The sequence below is a fragment of the Variovorax palleresanus genome (assembly GCF_051144945.1).
Classification (GTDB): Bacteria; Pseudomonadota; Gammaproteobacteria; order Burkholderiales; family Burkholderiaceae_C; genus Variovorax; species Variovorax paradoxus_S.
Window position 1 is genome coordinate 4517647 of sequence record NZ_JBJNVP010000002.1, and the last position, 16531, is coordinate 4534177.

Here is a 16531-nt window from a genome sequence, read left to right on the forward strand (position 1 = left end):
AGCCTAGAGCACGTCGCTCGCGAAGTCCGCCAGCCGCGAGCGTTCGCCGCGCGCCAGCGTGATGTGTCCGCCGTGCGGCCAGCCCTTGAACTTGTCGACCGCGAAGGTGAGGCCCGAGGAGCCTTCGGTCAGGTAGGGCGTGTCGATCTGCGCGAGGTTGCCCATGCAGATGATCTTGGTCCCCGGGCCGGCCCGGGTGATCAGCGTCTTCATCTGCTTGGGCGTCAGGTTCTGGGCCTCGTCGATGATCACGTACTTGTTCAGGAAGGTGCGGCCGCGCATGAAGTTCATGCTCTTGACCTTGATGCGGCTGCGGATCAGCTCGTTGGTGGCCGCGCGGCCCCATTCGCCGGCGCCGCCGCCGTCGCCCTTGGCCAGGAACTCGAGGTTGTCGTCGAGAGCGCCCATCCAGGGGCCCATCTTTTCTTCCTCGGTGCCTGGCAGGAAACCGATGTCCTCGCCCACGCTCACCGTGGCACGGGTCATGATGATCTCGGTGTAGCGGCGGTCGTCGAGCACCTGCGTCAGGCCCGAGGCCAGCGCCATCAGCGTCTTGCCGGTGCCGGCGGTGCCCGTCAGCGTGACGAAGTCGACTTCGGGGTCCATGAGCAGGTTCATCGCGAAGTTCTGCTCGCGGTTGCGCGTGTTCACGCCCCACACCGCGTTCTTGCCCGAGCTGTAGTCCTTCAGGGTCTTGAAGACCGCGGTCTTGTCGCGGATCTCGGTGACGCGCGCGTACATGCTCGGCTCGCCCGGGGCCTCGAAATAGACGAACTGGTTGATGTACAGGTTGGGCACCAGCGGCCCGCTGACGCGATAGAAGGTGTTGCTGCCGCTTTGCCAGCTCTCGACCGTCTTGCTCTGGCGCGTCCAGAAATCGGGCGGCAGCGCGAGCGACCCTGCGTAGAGCAGGTCGCCGTCTTCCAGCGTCTTGTCGTTCTGGTAGTCGTCTGCGGCCAGGCCGAGGGCACGCGCCTTGACGCGCATGTTGATGTCTTTCGACACCAGCACCACTTCCTGCTTCGGACGGCCGGGCTGGTCCTTGGCATACAGGTCGCGCAGGGCCTGCACCACGCCCAGGATCTGGTTGTCGGCCTTGCCCTGGGGCAGGCTGATCGGCAGCGAGTAGTCGAGCGGCGCGGTCTGGAAGAACAGCTTGCCGCCGGCACCGCGATGGCCCGTGGTGTCGAGCTTCAGGCCCTTGGCGATGTCGGCGTCCTGCGCCGCGGCCAGGGCGTCGAGCGTGCGGCTGGTCTGGCGGCCGTTGCGCGCGACTTCGGTGGTGCCCTTCTTGTGGCCGTCTAGTTCCTCCAGCACGATCATCGGCAGGAAGATGTCGTGTTCCTCGAAGCGGAACAGGCACATCGGGTCGTGCAACAGCACGTTGGTGTCGAGCACGAACAGCTTGGCCGGGCCGTTCGATTTGGCGCGCTTGGCACGGGCCGGTGCCTGCGGCGCCGCTGCTTGCGACGGGGCCGGCACATAGACGGGGACTGCGGGCGGCGCCTCGGGTTCGCCGCGGGCGGCCGGCCTGTGTTCCTGGCTGCGGTCCTGGCTGCGTTCGGAGTTACGGGAGGGGGAGGGCGCGGTTTTCGACCTGCCGCGGGTCGAAGGCGCGGCCTCGGTGCCGCCGCCGACTGCCTCGGCGGTATTGCGGTCGAACAGTTCCAACGGCTGGGAGCCGCTCGACGAGGTCGAATCGGCACGCGAATCGCCCGAGCGGCGCGAGCCCCTGTGGGAGGAGCGGGCGGGTGCATCGTGCGCATCCGGCGAGAGCAATGCGGCGCGTTTCGTGGGGGCAGGAGGCAATGGCATGTGTCAGGTCGCTCGCAGGAAGTGGAAACCAGAAAACGAAAAAGCCGCCTGTAGACCAAGGCGGCTTTGTTCGGGGGATGCGGTCGTGGAGCTCAACGGCATGAGGCCATTATGCACACCCGCGGTGACGCGTCTCACGCTCTTTGCAAAGTCCGTTGGGCATTTCCCACGGGTTGAAGCAAAAGCGCACAGTCCGCGCTGGTTGTAACGGTCAGGCAGCCTTCTTGAGCGCCTTGACGGCCTTGAGCACGTCGTCGACATGGCCGGGGACCTTGAGGCCGCGCCATTCGGCCTTCAGGATGCCGTCGGCGCCGATGAGGAAGGTGCTGCGCTCGATGCCCTTGACCTTCTTGCCGTACATGATCTTGTTCTTGACCACGCCGAACATATGGCACATCTTTTCTTCGGTATCGGCGATGAGTTCGAACGGGAGTTCGAGCTTGGCCTTGAATTCGTCGTGCGACTTCATGTTGTCGCGGGACACGCCGAACACGGTGGCGCCGGCTTTTTCGAAGTCTTTGTAACGATCGCGAAACTGCATGGCTTCGGTCGTGCAACCCGGAGTGTTATCTTTCGGGTAAAAATACATGACCAGCACGTGGCCGAGATGCGAGGTATTCGAGACTTTCAGGCCACCCGTGGCGTTGGCGTCGAATTCAGGAATGGGTTTGTTGACAACGATCGCCATGAAACTTGTTTTCTCCGTTGGTTTCCATTGGATCGAGCGCTTTGAGGCACACTCGACGAAATGGAGGATTGGTCGTTGCTAACTGAGGGCAGCTGGCCTGTTCGCAACCCGGTATTTTACCCCGAAAACCTCCCCCTCAGCCATCGTGGGGCGGTTCGACCAGCAGGGCGGCAATCACATGGCGGCCTTCGCCGGCCAGGATGTTGTAGGTGCGGCAGGCAGCCGGGGTGTCCATGGTCTCCACGCCGGTGCGCTTGGCCATGAGGGGCTGCAGCCAGGCCGGCTGCGGAAACCGGATGCGGGATCCGCTCCCGAAGATGACCAATTCGGCGCCAAGGGATGCGAGCTGGGCGAAATGCTCGGGCCCCAATTGGTCGAAACGGGTGCAATTCCACTCGAAACGCTCGCCGCGCGAGCCGACCACCACGCTGCCCTCGACCTTTTCGTTGTTGATCGCGACCCACCCGGGGCCGTGGGCGGTGAGGGACTGGGCGTCGGATTTGTCGGGCTGGAGCTTCATCGGGGCACTGGGAACTGTGGTCAAATTATAGGTTTTCCCCAGTGACACGAGGCCTTCCAGGGCCTTTCGACATCGAGTAACCCGCGCCCGGGAGGGCCCTTTGAAGCAGTTCAAGAAATCGGCCAAGCTGGCTAACGTGCTCTACGACATTCGCGGCCCCATCATGGAGGCAGCCCAGCGGATGGAGGAAGAGGGCCAGAAGATCATCAAGCTCAACATCGGCAACCTCGCCGTGTTCGGTTTCGATGCGCCCGAAGAGGTGCAGCAGGACATGATTCGCAACCTGCCGGGCTCGGCGGGTTATTCGGACAGCAAGGGCATCTTCGCGGCGCGCAAGGCCGTGATGCATGAAACGCAGAAGCAAGGCATTGCCGGCGTCGCGCTCGACGACATCTACCTGGGCAACGGCGCCAGCGAACTGATCGCCATGGCCACCAACGCGCTCCTGAACGACGGCGACGAAATGCTGCTTCCCGCGCCCGACTACCCGCTGTGGACCGCGGTGACCAGCCTGTCGGGCGGCAAGCCGGTGCACTACCTCTGCGACGAGGACAACGGCTGGATGCCCCACCTGGACGACATCCGCGCCAAGATCACGCCGCGCACCAAGGGCATCGTGGTCATCAACCCCAACAACCCGACCGGGGCGCTCTATTCCGACGAGTTGCTCAAGAGCATCGTGGCCATCGCACGGGAGCACCAGCTGGTGATCTTTGCGGATGAGGTCTACGACAAGGTGCTGTACGACCACGCGAAGCACACCGCCATCGCGAGCCTTTCGACCGATGTGCTCACGCTCACCTTCAATTCGCTTTCCAAGAGCTACCGTTCGTGCGGCTATCGCGCGGGCTGGCTCGTGGTGTCGGGTGACAAGAAGCGCGCGGAAGACTACATCGAGGGCCTGAACATGCTCTCGAACATGCGCCTGTGCGCCAACGTGCCGGGGCAGTGGGCCATCCAGACCGCCCTTGGCGGCTACCAGAGCATCAACGACCTGGTGGGCGACGGCGGCCGCCTGCGGCGCCAGCGCGACCTCGCCTACGAGTTGATCACGGCCATTCCGGGCGTGAGCTGCGTCAAGCCGAGTGCCGCGCTCTACATGTTCCCCAAGCTCGATCCGAAGGTCTATCCGATCGCGGACGACCGGCAGTTCTTTCTCGATCTGCTGAAAGAAACCAAGGTGATGCTGGTGCAGGGCACCGGCTTCAACTGGGCCACGCCCGACCATTTCCGCATCGTGTTCCTGCCGCACGAGGAAGACCTGCGCGAGGCGATCCACCGCATTGCCAAGTTCCTGGAGATGTACCGCTTGCGCAGCCAGGCAGAGCCATGAAATCCGCATGTGCCGCGGCTTTGCCGGCGGCGCCTGGAACCTGCCGCGCCGCGTGAGCCGCGTCGTGAGCGTGCCGCCTGCCACCCCATCCAAACCATGAACGCGAATCTCCCAATGAAACCCATCCAAGTAGGCCTGCTCGGCGCAGGCACGGTCGGCAGCGGCACCTTCAAGGTGCTGCTGCGCAATCAGGAAGAAATCAAGCGCCGTGCCGGCCGCGGCATCGAGATCACGATGGTGGCCGACCTCGACACGGCGCGCGCACGCGAAGTGGCAGGTGAGGGCGTGAAGGTGGTCAGCGATGCGCGCGCCATCATTGCCAACCCGGACATCGACATCGTCATCGAACTCATCGGCGGCTACGGCATTGCGCGGCAGCTGGTGCTCGAGGCAATTGCGGCCGGCAAGCACGTGGTCACGGCCAACAAGGCGCTGCTTGCCGTGCATGGCACCGAAATCTTCGCCGCCGCCCATGCCAAGGGCGTGATGGTGGCCTTCGAAGCCGCGGTGGCCGGCGGCATCCCGATCATCAAGGCGCTGCGCGAGGGCCTCACGGCCAACAGCATCCAGTGGCTGGCCGGCATCATCAACGGCACCACCAATTTCATCCTCTCCGAGATGCGCGACAAGGGCCTGGACTTCGCGACTGTGCTCAAGGAGGCGCAGCGCCTGGGCTACGCCGAAGCCGACCCGACCTTCGACATCGAAGGGGTCGACGCGGGCCACAAGGTCACGCTGATGAGCGCCATTGCCTTCGGCATCCCGGTGCAGTTCGACAAGGCGCACATCGAAGGCATCACCAAGCTCGCCGCGCAAGACATCAAGTACGCCGAACAGCTCGGCTACCGCATCAAGCTGCTCGGCATCACCAAGCGCACAGCGCAGGGCATCGAGCTGCGCGTGCATCCCTCGCTCGTGCCGTCGAAGCGGCTGCTTGCGAACGTCGAAGGCGCCATGAACGCCGTCGTCGTGCATGGCGATGCCGTGGGCACCACGCTTTACTACGGCAAGGGCGCGGGCAGCGAGCCCACCGCCAGCGCGGTGATCGCCGACCTCGTCGACATCACGCGCCTGCACACGGCCGACGCCGCGCACCGCGTGCCGCACCTGGCCTTCCACCCCGATGCCATGAGCGACCTGAAGGTGCTGCCGATGGCCGAGGTCGTCACCAGCTACTACCTGCGCCTGCGCGTGGCCGACCAGGCCGGCGTGCTGGCCAAGGTGACGGGCCTGCTCGCCACCGCCGGTATCAGCATCGACGCGGTACTGCAGCGCGAAGCCGACGAAGTCGGCGGCGAAGGCTCCACCCAGACCGACCTGATCATCCTCACGCACGACGCGCGCGAAGGCACCGTGAACGACGTGCTCGCCGAACTGCAGGCACTGCCCACCGTGCTGCAGCCGATCGTGCGCATCCGCAAGGAAGAGCTGTCCTGAGGGCGGCGCAAGAGAACCACCGTGAACTACCTGAGCACCCGCGGCCACCCCGACCGCAAGCGTTTTTGCGAAATCCTGCTTGAAGGCCTCGCGCCCGACGGCGGGCTCTACCTGCCCGATCACTATCCGCAGGTCGATGCCGCCACGCTCGCGAAATGGCGCAACCTGCCGTATGCCGAACTGGCGTTCGAGATTCTGTCGCTCTACATCGACGACATTCCGCCGGCCGACCTGAAGGCGATCTGCGCCAAGACCTACACGCCCGAGGTGTTCGGCACCGAAGAGATCGTGCCGCTGCGCGAGCTCGAAGACGGCGTGTACCTCGAAGCCCTGTCCAACGGCCCCACGCTGGCCTTCAAGGACATGGCCATGCAGCTGCTGGGCAACCTGTTCGAGTACGAACTGGCCCGCCGCGGCGCCGAGCTCAACATCCTGGGCGCCACCAGCGGCGACACCGGCAGCGCAGCCGAATACGCGATGCGCGGCAAGAAGGGCGTGCGCGTCTTCATGACCTCGCCCGACGGCCGCATGAGCCCGTTCCAGCAGGCGCAGATGTTCAGCCTGCAGGACGAGAACATCCACAACATTGCCATCACCGGCGTGTTCGACGACTGTCAGGACATCGTCAAGGCGGTGTCGAACGACCTGGGCTTCAAGCGCAAGTACCGCATCGGCACGGTCAACTCGATCAACTGGGCGCGGCTGCTCGCGCAAGTCGTCTACTACTTCGCCGGTTATTTCCAGGCCACGGCGAGCAACGACAAGCCGGTGAGCTTCACCGTGCCGTCGGGCAATTTCGGCAACGTCTGTGCGGGCCACGTGGCCCGCATGATGGGCCTTCCCATCCAGACGCTGGTGGTCGCCACCAACGAGAACGACGTGCTCGACGAGTTCTTCCGCACCGGCATCTACCGCGTTCGCGCGGCGGCCGACACGCATGAAACCTCGAGCCCGTCGATGGACATCAGCAAGGCCAGCAACTTCGAGCGCTTCGTGTTCGACCTGGTGGGCCGCGACGCCGCCAGGCTGCGTTCGCTGTTCGTGGACGAGCTGGGCGGCCAGGGCCGTTTCGACCTGAGCGGCGATCCCGCCTTCAGGCAGGCTGCGGAGCGCTTCGGCTTCAAGAGCAGCCGCAGCACGCATGCCGACCGGCTGGCCACCATCCGCGACACCGACAAGCGGTTTGCCACATTGGTCGATCCGCACACGGCCGACGGTCTCAAGGCCGCGCGGGAACACCTCGCGCCCGGCGTGCCGATGGTGGTGCTCGAAACCGCGCTGCCGATCAAGTTTGCCGCCACGCTCGTGGAGGCGCTCGGCCATGAGCCCGCGCGGCCGGCGAGGTTCGAAGGCATCGAGGCGCTGCCCAAGCGGGTCGTCAAGCTTCCGTCCGATGTGGAAGCCGTGAAGGCCTATATCGCCCAGAACTGTGATTGACCTTTGCCGCACGCCGCGCATGGCGGCGGCTGCCTCGCAACTGCATCTGCATTCGGCTGCCGCGTAGACGGCAGTCACAGGAACTCGACATGAAGGTGATCGGCTTTTCCGGGTATTCGGGTTCAGGCAAGACCACGCTGGTCGAGCGCCTGATCCCGGTGCTCAAGCTCCATGGCCAGCGTGTGTCGGTGGTCAAGCATGCGCACCACAAGTTCGATATCGACCATCCGGGCAAGGACACCTATCGCCACCGCGAGGCCGGGGCCTTCGAGGTGGTGGTGGCATCGGACAAGCGGCTCGCGCTGATCCGCGAATTCGAGCAGCCCGCGCAGCTGACGGTGCACGACCTGATCGCAGAGCTTCATGACGGCGTCGACTGGGTGCTGGTCGAAGGCTTCAAGCACAGCGACCTGCTCAAGATCGAAGTCTGGCGCGCCCCCGATGCGGGCCAGCCGCCCCGGCCTTCGAAGTACATCGAAGACGCCTTCGTGACCGCCATTGCCACCAACGCGCCCGCGAGCCTGCCGGCGCCCACCAACCTGCCCTTGTTCGACCTCGACGACATCGAGGGCATCGCGCAGTGGTTGATCGACAGCGGCAGCCGCTTCGAATACAACCCCGAACACCATGGCTGATTCTGCTGTCACTTCGCGCCCCCCGCTGATGGCGCTCGACGAAGCGCTGGCAAGCCTGCTCGAGAAGGCGCAGCCCAGGCTGCCCGCCGAAAGCGTCGCCACGTTCGACGCAGACGGCCGCGTGCTTGCGCAAGACCTGGTGTCCGCGCTCACCGTGCCGCCCCGCGACAACAGCTCGATGGACGGCTATGCGGTGCGCGTCGCCGACTGCGCCGCCCCCGGTGCGGTGCTCCAGGTGGCGCAGCGCATTCCCGCCGGTTCCGTGGGCACGCCGCTCGCGGCCGGCACCGCGGCACGCATCTTCACCGGCGCGCAGATTCCCGAAGGCGCGGATGCCATCATCATGCAGGAAGACACGCAGGCGTTGCCACAGGAAGGCACCCTGGGCGCGGTGCGCATCCAGACCGTTCCCGCCGCCGGCCAGTGGATTCGCCGTGCGGGCGAAGACGTCGCGTCCGGCGACGTGGTGCTGTGCAAGGGCGAGCGGCTGACGCCCGCGGCGCTGGGCCTCGCGGCCAGCGTGGGTTTCGACTGGCTCCAGGTGGCACGGCGGCCGCGCGTGGCGCTGCTCTCCACCGGCGACGAACTGGTCATGCCCGGCGAAGTCACGCCCGAGGCCATGAAGCCCGGCGCGATCTACAACTCCAACCGCTTCTTCATGCGCGCCTTGCTGCACCGGCTCGGCTGCGAGGTGAACGACCTCGGTATCGTGCCCGACAAGCGCGAAGCCACCATCGAGGCGCTGCGCGGTGCGGCGAAGAACAGCGATCTGATCATCACCACCGGCGGCGTGTCGGTAGGGGAAGAAGACCACATCAAGGCGGCCGTGCAGACGCTCGGCGAACTGCAGTTGTGGTCGCTCTCAATGAAGCCGGGCAAGCCTTTCGCCTATGGCTCTATTCCGAGGGCCGGGGGCGAATCGCAAGGCCGCTGCCACGTCACCGGGCTGCCCGGAAACCCGGTGTCGAGCTTCCTGACCTTTCTGCTGCTCGTTCGCCCCTTCCTGCTGACGCTGCAGGGCGCCACGCGTGTGGCACCCGAGCCCGTACAGATGCGTGCGGATTTCGACTGGCCGCGTGCCGACAAGCGCCGCGAGTTCCTGCGCGCGCGGCGCAACGCTGCAGGTGGGCTCGACTTGTTCACCAACCAGAGCTCGGGCGTGCTGACGTCGATGGTCTGGGGCGATGGCGTCATCGACAACCCGCCAGGCCAGACCATCAAGGCAGGCGACACGGTGAAGTTCATTCCCTTGGCCTCGCTGCTGGCCTGAGGCGCATCCATGAAAGTCCAGGTCCGTTACTTTGCCTCAGTGCGCGAGGCGCTCGACACCAGCGGTGAAACCGTGGACACCGCCGCCGCCACGTTGGCCGCATTGCGCGACGAACTCATCGCCCGCGGCGGCGCTTACGCCACGGCGCTCGCACGCGGCAAGGCCGTGCGCATGGCACTCGACCAGGCCATGAGCGACGAGGCGGCCGCGCTGCGCGAGGGCTGCGAGGTCGCCTTCTTCCCACCCGTTACGGGCGGCTGAGCCGGGCGTTCAACGCCACCAGGCGTTCGCGCAACGCGCCGGATGCGCGGGTCATCGGCGAGCGCAGTTCGTCGCTCATCGATCCGCCGTGTGCCAGCAGTGCCTTGAGCGGCCCGGGGTTCGGTTCGGCAAACAGCATCTCGATCAGCGGCTGCAGCGGCTGCCATTCGGCGCGCGCTTCCGCGAGCCGGTTTTCGGCCAGCAGGCGCAGCACCTTCACGAAGCGGCGCGTCTGCACATGCCCGCTCGCCGCGATGGCACCCACGCCGCCCTCGGCCACCGTGCCGAAGATCTGGTGGTCTTCACCGGAGAGCACCTGAAGCCTGCCGTCGGCGATCACGGCGCGCGTCTTGGCCATGTCGCCGCCGCAGTCCTTGATGCCGCGGATGCGCGGGTGCTCGGCCAGGGCCAGCAGCGTTTCGCGTGCGAGGGTCGCGCCGGTGCGGTAGGGAATGTCGTAGATGAGCACCGGCGCAGCGCTGGCATCGGCGATGGCGCGGAACCATTCGAGCAGTCCGGCCTGCGAGGGCCGGATGTAATGCGGCGCGGGCACCAGCAGCCCCGCCAGCGGACGTTCGGCCAGCCGGCGCACCCGGGCCGTCGTCTTGCCCAGGTGGTAGCCCGACAGGCCCATGACGATCGGCAGCCCCTCGGCGGCAGCTTGCACCGTCTCGAGTGCGGCGAGCTGTTCCGTTTCGTCGAGCGCGGCGGCTTCGCCGGTCGAACCGCAGACCACGAAGCCGGCCACGCCGTCGCCCGCGAGCCGATGGGTCAGCGCCGAGAGTGCGGCATGGTCGATGGCGCCGCCGCGAAACGGCGTGACAAGAGGAATCCAGAGGCCCGAGAAATCAGGGCGGGAGGAGGGGTGAGATGGTTGCGGCACGCGAGGCTTCCTTACGGGAATCGACCGATGGAAAAGAACCGTCGTTCGATGCGCGCGCAACCCAATCGGGGGCCAAGGCCTTTGCAGGTTCCGTCGCTCATCCGACGACGGAACCGCAGCTCCGGTCAGACGAGCTTGGGTTTTTGGGCTTTGCTGCCCTGGCGCGCAGCGCTGCTTTCAAGGTGCGAAAGCACCGTGGAGAGCGTGGCGAGGCAAGGCATTGCCGAAGTCTAGCGCGGTGCCACAATCCCGGCATGAGTGGTGCACGCGTTTCGATCCAGACAGCCGATTTCGACCTGGGACAGGAGGTCGCCGCGTTGCGTGCCGGCGACAAACGCGTGGGCGCGGTCTGCAGCTTCATCGGCACCGTCAGAGATCGCAATGACGGCAGCACCATCGCCTCTATGGAGTTGGAGCACTACCCGGGCATGACCGAGAAGGCCATCGAGGCCATGATCGACGAGGCGCACAAGCGCTTCGACATTTTGGGCGCACGGGTGATCCACCGCGTGGGCCTGCTGCAGCCGCTCGACCAGATCATGATGGTGGCCGTCGTCTCGGCCCATCGCGGCCAGAGCTTCGAGGCCTGCGAGTTCCTGATGGACTATCTGAAGACCCAGGCCCCGTTCTGGAAAAAAGAACAGACGCCCGAAGGCGCACGATGGGTGGATGCGCGCGTCAGCGATGACGCGGCCCTGGCGCGCTGGGGCATCACGGCCAACAACGCTTGATTCTCTTTTCCCTCTCCCTCTGGGAGAGGGCAGGGTGAGGGAGCAGCGGCCTTCGTTGAGCGCCGCGCCTAGTCGGCGGCACAGTGCCCTCACCCCAACCCTCTCCCAGAGGGAGAGGGGGCAAGAGAACTCAGAGGGGCTTGAAACCGCTCGACTGGATGATCCGCTCCCAGGTCTGCGTGTAAGTGCGCACGCGGCCTGCGAACTGGCCTTGCGGCTCGTACGCCACGGTGAGGCCCATCGTGGTCAGCTTCTGCTTCACGTCGGGCATCGCCAGCACCTTCTGCAGCGCATCGCCGTACTTGTCGATGATCGGCTGCGGCGTGCCCACGGGGGCGAAGATGCCGTAGTAGGGCAGGTCTTCAAGATTGGAGAAGCCCAGTTCGGTGAAGGTCGGCACATTCGGCAGCACGGCCTGGCGCTTGGCGCCGATCGAGGCCACGATGCGCACCTTGCCGGCCTTGTGGTTCTCTATGAAGTCGGGCACCGAGGCGATTCCGGCAGTGATCTGGTTGCCCAGCATGTCCGCCGTCATCGGCGCGCTGCCGCGGTAGGGCGCGGGCTGCACGTCGATCTTGTATTTTTCCGAGATCATCTTCACCAGGAACTCGGGAATCGAAGCCGGAGCCGGGATGCCGATGGTTTCCTTGCCGCCGCGCTGGGTGCGAACCCACTTCACGTACTCATCCATGCTCTTGGCCGGCGTGCCGCCCGAGACGGCCAGCACATTGGCAAAGGTGGCGAATCCGGCCACGGGCACGAAGTCGGTCGCGGGGTTGAAGCCCGGGTTCTTCACCACCTGCGGCAGGATGGAAATCGAGTGGTCGTGGGAGAGGAACAGCGTGTGCCCGTCGGCCGGCGCCGCCTTGAGCGCCTGCGCCGCGATCTGCCCGCCAGCGCCGGCGCGGTTCTCGACCACCACCGGCACGCCCAGCACGTCCTTGAGTTTTTCGCCGAGTGTGCGTGCAATGGCGTCCGAGCCGGCACCGGCCGGAAATCCGACCAGCAGGCGGATGGGCGTGCCTTGCGCCTGCGCAAGACCCGCGAGGCCCATGGCCGCTACAAAGAGGCCGACGCCGAGCGCCCGGCGAACCGGATGGGCGCGCTGCATTGAAAAAACCATGATCGACTCCATTCGAAAGATGAGCAGGCACAGTGCAATAGACGTGCCCGAAGCCCCGGGCACCTTGAATCGCGCCCGAACAGTCCTATTTTGAGTGCAGGAACACCACCATGCGACAAGACAAACTCACCACCAAATTCCAGGAAGCGCTGGGCGATGCGCAGACGCTCGCGCTCGGCAACGACAACGCCTACATCGAACCGGCCCACCTGCTGGTCGCGATGCTGCGCCAGGAAGACGGACCGCGCGCCTTGCTGGAACGCGCCGGCGTCAACGTCCACGGTCTTGCGAACGCGGCCGAAGCCGCCATCAAGAAACTGCCGCAGGTGCAGGGCCACGACATCGTGCAGGTCGGGCCCGAACTCGGCAAGCTGCTGCAGGCCACCGAGAAAGAGGCCATCAAGCGCAACGACCAGTTCATTGCGGGCGAGCTCTTTCTCCTGGCCGTGGCCGACAGCAAGTCGGACATCGGCCGCATCGCGAAGGAAAACGGCCTGACCCGCAAGTCGCTCGAGTCCGCCATCGATGCCGTGCGCGGCGGCCAGGGCGTGAACAGCGCCGACGCCGAAGGCCAGCGCGAAGCCCTCAAGAAGTACTGCCTCGACCTGACCGAGCGCGCCCGGCTGGGCAAGCTCGACCCGGTCATCGGCCGCGACGAGGAAATCCGCCGTGCCATCCAGGTGCTGCAGCGCCGCACCAAGAACAACCCGGTGCTCATCGGTGAGCCGGGCGTCGGCAAGACCGCCATCGTCGAAGGCCTGGCGCAGCGTATCGTGGCTGGCGAGGTGCCCGAGTCGCTCAAGGGCAAAAGGGTGCTGTCGCTCGACATGGCTGCGCTGCTGGCCGGCGCCAAATTCCGCGGTGAGTTCGAAGAACGCCTGAAGACCGTCTTGAACGAACTGGCCAAGGACGAAGGCCAGACCATCGTCTTCATCGACGAACTGCACACCATGGTGGGCGCCGGCAAGGCCGAGGGCGCGATGGACGCGGGCAACATGCTCAAGCCCGCCCTTGCGCGCGGCGAGCTGCATTGCGTGGGCGCCACCACGCTCGACGAATACCGCAAGTACATCGAGAAGGACGCCGCGCTGGAGCGCCGCTTCCAGAAGATCATCGTGGGCGAGCCGAGCGTGGAGGCGACCATCGCCATCCTGCGCGGCCTGCAGGAAAAGTACGAAGTGCACCATGGCGTGCAGATCACCGACCCGGCCATCGTGGCCGCGGCCGAGCTGAGCGACCGCTACATCACCGACCGCTTCCTGCCCGACAAGGCCATCGACCTGATCGACGAGGCCGCGGCCAAGATCAAGATCGAGATGGACTCCAAGCCCGAAGTCATGGACCGGCTCGACCGCCGCCTCATTCAGCTGCAGATCGAGCGCGAAGCCGTGCGCCGCGAAAAGGACGAGGCCTCGCAGAAGCGCTTCAATCTCATCGAAGAGGAAATTGCGCGCCTGCAGAAGGAGATCGCCGACTACGACGAGATCTGGCAGGCCGAGAAGGCGCAGGCGCAGGGCAGCGCGAAGATCCGCGAGGACATCGACAAGATCAAGTTCGAGATCGAGGAATGGAAGCGCAAGGGCGACTTCAACAAGCTCGCCGAACTGCAATACGGCCAGCTGCCGGCGCTGGAAAAGCGCCTGCGCGAGGCCGAGGAGAGCGAGGCGAGCAAGGGCAAGTCGAGCGCGCCCACGCTGCTGCGCACGCAAGTCGGCTCGGAAGAAATCGCCGAGGTCGTGGCGCGTGCCACCGGCATTCCGGTCGCCAAGCTGATGCAGGGCGAGCGCGACAAGCTGCTCGTCATGGAAGACAAGCTGCACGAACGCGTGGTGGGGCAGGACGAGGCCATCGGTGCGGTCGCCAACGCGATCCGCCGCTCGCGCTCGGGCCTTTCCGATCCGAACCGCCCGACCGGCTCCTTCCTGTTCCTCGGCCCCACCGGCGTGGGCAAGACCGAGCTGTGCAAGGCGCTTGCGGGCTTCATGTTCGACAGCGAAGACCACCTCATCCGCATCGACATGAGCGAGTTCATGGAGAAGCATTCGGTCGCCCGCCTGATCGGCGCGCCGCCGGGCTACGTGGGCTACGAGGAGGGCGGCTACCTCACGGAAGCCGTGCGCCGCAAGCCCTACAGCGTGGTGCTGCTCGACGAGGTCGAGAAGGCTCACCACGACGTGTTCAACGTGCTGCTGCAAGTGCTCGACGACGGCCGCCTGACCGACGGCCAGGGCCGCACCGTCGACTTCAAGAACACCGTGATCGTGATGACCAGCAACATCGGTTCGCCCATCATCCAGGCCATGGTGGGCCAGCCGGCCGAGGAGATCAAGGAAGCGGTGTGGGACGAGCTGAAGAACTACTTCCGCCCCGAGTTCCTGAACCGCATCGACGAGACGGTGGTGTTCCATGCGCTCGACGCGAAGAACATCGAATCGATTGCCGCGATCCAGCTCAAGGTGCTGCAGGCGCGGCTCGCGAAGATGGACCTGGGACTCGAGGTGTCGCCCGCGGCGCTGGCCGAGATTGCCAAGGTCGGCTTCGACCCGGTGTTCGGCGCACGGCCGCTGAAGCGCGCCATTCAGCAGCGTATCGAGAACCCGCTCTCGAGGCTGCTGCTCGACGGCAGCTTCGGGCCGAAGGACACGATCGAGGTGAATACCGACCCGATCCGGACCCCGGGCCAGTTTTCGTTCACCAAGGCCGGGGAACCATCGGAGGCCATTGCGGCCTAAAGTCGGATGATGAACTTCATTTTTCGCGTCATTCTTCTGCTCCTTGGCCTGGTTTTCGCGGCCAGCCTCGCGGTGGCGGTCATGCTGCTTGCGGCTGTGTGGGGCGTGCGCTACGCCTGGGGGCGCATCACAGGTAAGCCCGTGACGCCCTGGGTGGCTTCGATGGGCGGGCGTTTCAACCCGCGCTCGGGCTTCGAGCGTTTTCGCAATGCGGCACAACCGGCCGAGCCCACTGCCGCCGACATGGCCAATGCGCGTGCGCGCGGCGAATCCGTCGTGCGCCCGGAGCGCATTCGCGGCAGCGCCAGCGACGTGACCGACGTGTCTCCGAAATCAGTCTCGCGCGGCTGACCCGCCGCGCCTGGGCGGGGATATGCCGCCCGCGACAGCCGGGTTGCGCCGTTCGCCGTCAAAATCGTCCTCCTGCGACCGCTGCCATAGGCGGATCCCGCTTTCATCCAGGAGAGACATTCCCATGACCCAACGCGACATCTTCGTGGTCGGCACCGCCCGCACCGCCATCGGCACCTTCGGCGGCGCGCTGAAAGACGTGCCCAACACGCAACTGGCCACCACCGCCGTCAAGGCCGCCATCGAACGCAGCGGCGTGGCGGCCGATGCCATCGGGCACGTGGTGATGGGCAACGTGATTCCCACCGACGTGAAGGACGCGTACCTGAGCCGCGTGGCCGCCATCGATGCCGGCTGCCCCATCGAGACGCCGGCCTTCAACGTCAACCGCCTCTGCGGCTCGGGCTTGCAGGCCATCGTGTCGGCGGCGCAGGCCATTGCGCTCGGCGACTGCGACATCGCCATCGGCGGTGGCTCCGAATCGATGAGCCGCGGCCCGTACTTCGACACCTCGGCGCGCTACGGCGCGCGCATGGGCGACGCGGTGCTGGTCGACTACATGCTGGGCATCCTGCACGACCCATGGGAGAAGATCCACATGGGCATCACGGCCGAGAACGTGGCGGCGCGCTACGGCATCACGCGCGAGCAGATGGACGAACTGGCCGTGGTCAGCCAGCAGCGCGCGGCAGCCGCCATTGCTGTGGGGCGCTTCAAGGAGCAGATCGTTCCGGTCGAAGTGAAGACGCGCAAGGGCATCGTGCTGTTCGACACCGACGAGCACGTGCGCGCCGACACCACGGTCGACACGCTCGCGAAGATGAAGCCTGCGTTCAAGAAGGACGGCCTCGTCACCGCCGGCAATGCCTCGGGCATCAACGACGGCGCCGCCGCCGTGGTGCTGGCCGAAGGCGGTCGCGTGAAGGCGCTGGGGCTCAAGCCGCTGGCGCGCCTGGTCGGCTATGCGCACGCGGGTGTCGAGCCCGCGTACATGGGCATCGGCCCGGTGCCGGCCACGCGCAAGGTGCTGGAGCGCACGGGCCTGAAGGTCGGCGATTTCGACGTGATCGAATCGAACGAAGCCTTCGCGGCGCAGGCCTGCGCGGTCATCAAGGAGCTGGGCTTCGATCCGGCCAAGGTGAATCCGAACGGCTCGGGCATTTCACTCGGCCACCCGGTGGGCGCGACCGGCGCAATCATCACGACCAAGGCGATTGCCGAGCTGCACCGCACTGGCGGCCGCTACGCGCTGGTCACGATGTGCATCGGCGGCGGCCAGGGCATCGCCGCCGTCTTCGAGCGCGTTTGAAGGCAC

Annotated in this window: 15 protein-coding genes; 10 read left to right on the forward strand and 5 right to left on the reverse strand. The window is 65.9% G+C overall.

Annotated features, from left to right (window positions below; all coding sequences use genetic code 11):
* Positions 1-3: 3 nt before the first annotated feature.
* The 3 genes from ACJ7Z0_RS25080 to ACJ7Z0_RS25090 all read right to left on the reverse strand — a co-directional run bounded on the left by ACJ7Z0_RS25080 (position 4) and on the right by ACJ7Z0_RS25090 (position 3023).
* Positions 4-1815, reverse strand: a complete 1812-nt coding sequence (locus tag ACJ7Z0_RS25080; RefSeq protein WP_434791993.1) for a PhoH family protein — start codon at positions 1813-1815, stop codon at positions 4-6.
* A gap of 211 nt (positions 1816-2026) precedes the next feature.
* The gene (locus ACJ7Z0_RS25085; RefSeq protein WP_007830801.1) at positions 2027-2503 is read right to left on the reverse strand and encodes a peroxiredoxin; all 477 of its coding nucleotides are present in this window, start codon (positions 2501-2503) and stop codon (positions 2027-2029) included.
* A 136-nt stretch (positions 2504-2639) separates the two neighbouring features.
* A complete protein-coding gene (locus ACJ7Z0_RS25090; RefSeq protein WP_431122840.1) occupies positions 2640-3023 on the reverse strand; it encodes an Mth938-like domain-containing protein in 384 nt (127 codons plus the stop codon).
* Between the two features lie 100 nt (positions 3024-3123).
* Between ACJ7Z0_RS25090 and ACJ7Z0_RS25095 the strand changes: the two genes are divergently transcribed.
* From ACJ7Z0_RS25095 to moaD, 6 genes are all read left to right on the forward strand, one after another.
* Positions 3124-4356 (forward strand): pyridoxal phosphate-dependent aminotransferase, encoded by a 1233-nt coding sequence (locus tag ACJ7Z0_RS25095; RefSeq protein ID WP_434791994.1) that lies wholly within the window; start codon positions 3124-3126, stop codon positions 4354-4356.
* Between the two features lie 114 nt (positions 4357-4470).
* Complete coding sequence (locus tag ACJ7Z0_RS25100; protein ID WP_434791995.1) at positions 4471-5793, forward strand: homoserine dehydrogenase; 1323 nt, start codon at positions 4471-4473, stop codon at positions 5791-5793.
* Positions 5794-5814: 21 nt separating this feature from the next.
* Complete coding sequence (thrC, locus tag ACJ7Z0_RS25105) at positions 5815-7230, forward strand: threonine synthase (protein WP_434791996.1); 1416 nt, start codon at positions 5815-5817, stop codon at positions 7228-7230.
* 89 nt (positions 7231-7319) lie between these two features.
* Positions 7320-7865 carry a molybdopterin-guanine dinucleotide biosynthesis protein B gene (gene mobB, locus ACJ7Z0_RS25110; RefSeq protein ID WP_434791997.1) on the forward strand — a complete coding sequence of 182 codons (546 nt, stop codon included), beginning with the start codon at positions 7320-7322 and terminating at the stop codon, positions 7863-7865.
* Entirely contained in the window at positions 7858-9135 is a 1278-nt protein-coding gene (locus ACJ7Z0_RS25115; RefSeq protein ID WP_434791998.1) for a molybdopterin molybdotransferase MoeA, read from the forward strand. Before mobB ends, ACJ7Z0_RS25115 begins: the two co-directional genes overlap by 8 nt.
* Positions 9136-9144: 9 nt before the next feature.
* Positions 9145-9396, forward strand: a complete 252-nt coding sequence (gene moaD, locus ACJ7Z0_RS25120; protein WP_434791999.1) for a molybdopterin converting factor subunit 1 — start codon at positions 9145-9147, stop codon at positions 9394-9396.
* Here moaD and ACJ7Z0_RS25125 read toward each other — a convergent pair.
* The gene (locus ACJ7Z0_RS25125) at positions 9383-10279 is read right to left on the reverse strand and encodes a 4-hydroxy-tetrahydrodipicolinate synthase family protein (protein ID WP_434792000.1); all 897 of its coding nucleotides are present in this window, start codon (positions 10277-10279) and stop codon (positions 9383-9385) included. The two genes, moaD and ACJ7Z0_RS25125, sit on opposite strands and share 14 nt — an antisense overlap.
* 254 nt (positions 10280-10533) lie before the next feature.
* On the opposite strand from ACJ7Z0_RS25125, the gene ACJ7Z0_RS25130 reads away from it, so the two are divergent.
* Positions 10534-11010 (forward strand): molybdenum cofactor biosynthesis protein MoaE, encoded by a 477-nt coding sequence (locus tag ACJ7Z0_RS25130; RefSeq protein WP_434792001.1) that lies wholly within the window; start codon positions 10534-10536, stop codon positions 11008-11010.
* A 130-nt stretch (positions 11011-11140) separates the two neighbouring features.
* Here the strand turns inward: ACJ7Z0_RS25130 and ACJ7Z0_RS25135 are convergent, their stop codons facing one another.
* Positions 11141-12133, reverse strand: a complete 993-nt coding sequence (locus ACJ7Z0_RS25135) for a Bug family tripartite tricarboxylate transporter substrate binding protein (protein WP_434792002.1) — start codon at positions 12131-12133, stop codon at positions 11141-11143.
* 110 nt (positions 12134-12243) lie between these two features.
* Here ACJ7Z0_RS25135 and clpB point away from each other — a divergent pair, with 110 nt between their 5' ends.
* The 3 genes from clpB to ACJ7Z0_RS25150 all read left to right on the forward strand — a co-directional run bounded on the left by clpB (position 12244) and on the right by ACJ7Z0_RS25150 (position 16525).
* Entirely contained in the window at positions 12244-14865 is a 2622-nt protein-coding gene (gene clpB / locus ACJ7Z0_RS25140; RefSeq protein WP_434792003.1) for an ATP-dependent chaperone ClpB, read from the forward strand.
* 9 nt (positions 14866-14874) lie between these two features.
* Positions 14875-15216: a hypothetical protein gene (locus ACJ7Z0_RS25145; protein ID WP_434792004.1), complete on the forward strand. Its 342-nt coding sequence runs from the start codon at positions 14875-14877 to the stop codon at positions 15214-15216.
* A gap of 124 nt (positions 15217-15340) precedes the next feature.
* On the forward strand, positions 15341-16525 hold the full coding sequence (locus ACJ7Z0_RS25150; protein WP_434792005.1) for an acetyl-CoA C-acyltransferase family protein: 1185 nt from the start codon (positions 15341-15343) through the stop codon (positions 16523-16525).
* Positions 16526-16531: the final 6 nt, after the last annotated feature.

Coding starts and splice junctions, on each gene's coding strand:
- ACJ7Z0_RS25090 (WP_431122840.1), bottom strand. CDS start 3,023: ATGAAGCTCCAGCCCGACAAATCCGACGCCCAGTCCCTCACCGCCCAC.
- ACJ7Z0_RS25145 (WP_434792004.1), top strand. CDS start 14,875: ATGAACTTCATTTTTCGCGTCATTCTTCTGCTCCTTGGCCTGGTTTTC.
- ACJ7Z0_RS25150 (WP_434792005.1), top strand. CDS start 15,341: ATGACCCAACGCGACATCTTCGTGGTCGGCACCGCCCGCACCGCCATC.
- ACJ7Z0_RS25135 (WP_434792002.1), bottom strand. CDS start 12,133: ATGGTTTTTTCAATGCAGCGCGCCCATCCGGTTCGCCGGGCGCTCGGC.
- moaD (WP_434791999.1), top strand. CDS start 9,145: ATGAAAGTCCAGGTCCGTTACTTTGCCTCAGTGCGCGAGGCGCTCGAC.
- clpB (WP_434792003.1), top strand. CDS start 12,244: ATGCGACAAGACAAACTCACCACCAAATTCCAGGAAGCGCTGGGCGAT.
- ACJ7Z0_RS25100 (WP_434791995.1), top strand. CDS start 4,471: ATGAAACCCATCCAAGTAGGCCTGCTCGGCGCAGGCACGGTCGGCAGC.
- ACJ7Z0_RS25085 (WP_007830801.1), bottom strand. CDS start 2,503: ATGGCGATCGTTGTCAACAAACCCATTCCTGAATTCGACGCCAACGCC.
- ACJ7Z0_RS25130 (WP_434792001.1), top strand. CDS start 10,534: ATGAGTGGTGCACGCGTTTCGATCCAGACAGCCGATTTCGACCTGGGA.
- ACJ7Z0_RS25080 (WP_434791993.1), bottom strand. CDS start 1,815: ATGCCATTGCCTCCTGCCCCCACGAAACGCGCCGCATTGCTCTCGCCG.
- mobB (WP_434791997.1), top strand. CDS start 7,320: ATGAAGGTGATCGGCTTTTCCGGGTATTCGGGTTCAGGCAAGACCACG.
- ACJ7Z0_RS25115 (WP_434791998.1), top strand. CDS start 7,858: ATGGCTGATTCTGCTGTCACTTCGCGCCCCCCGCTGATGGCGCTCGAC.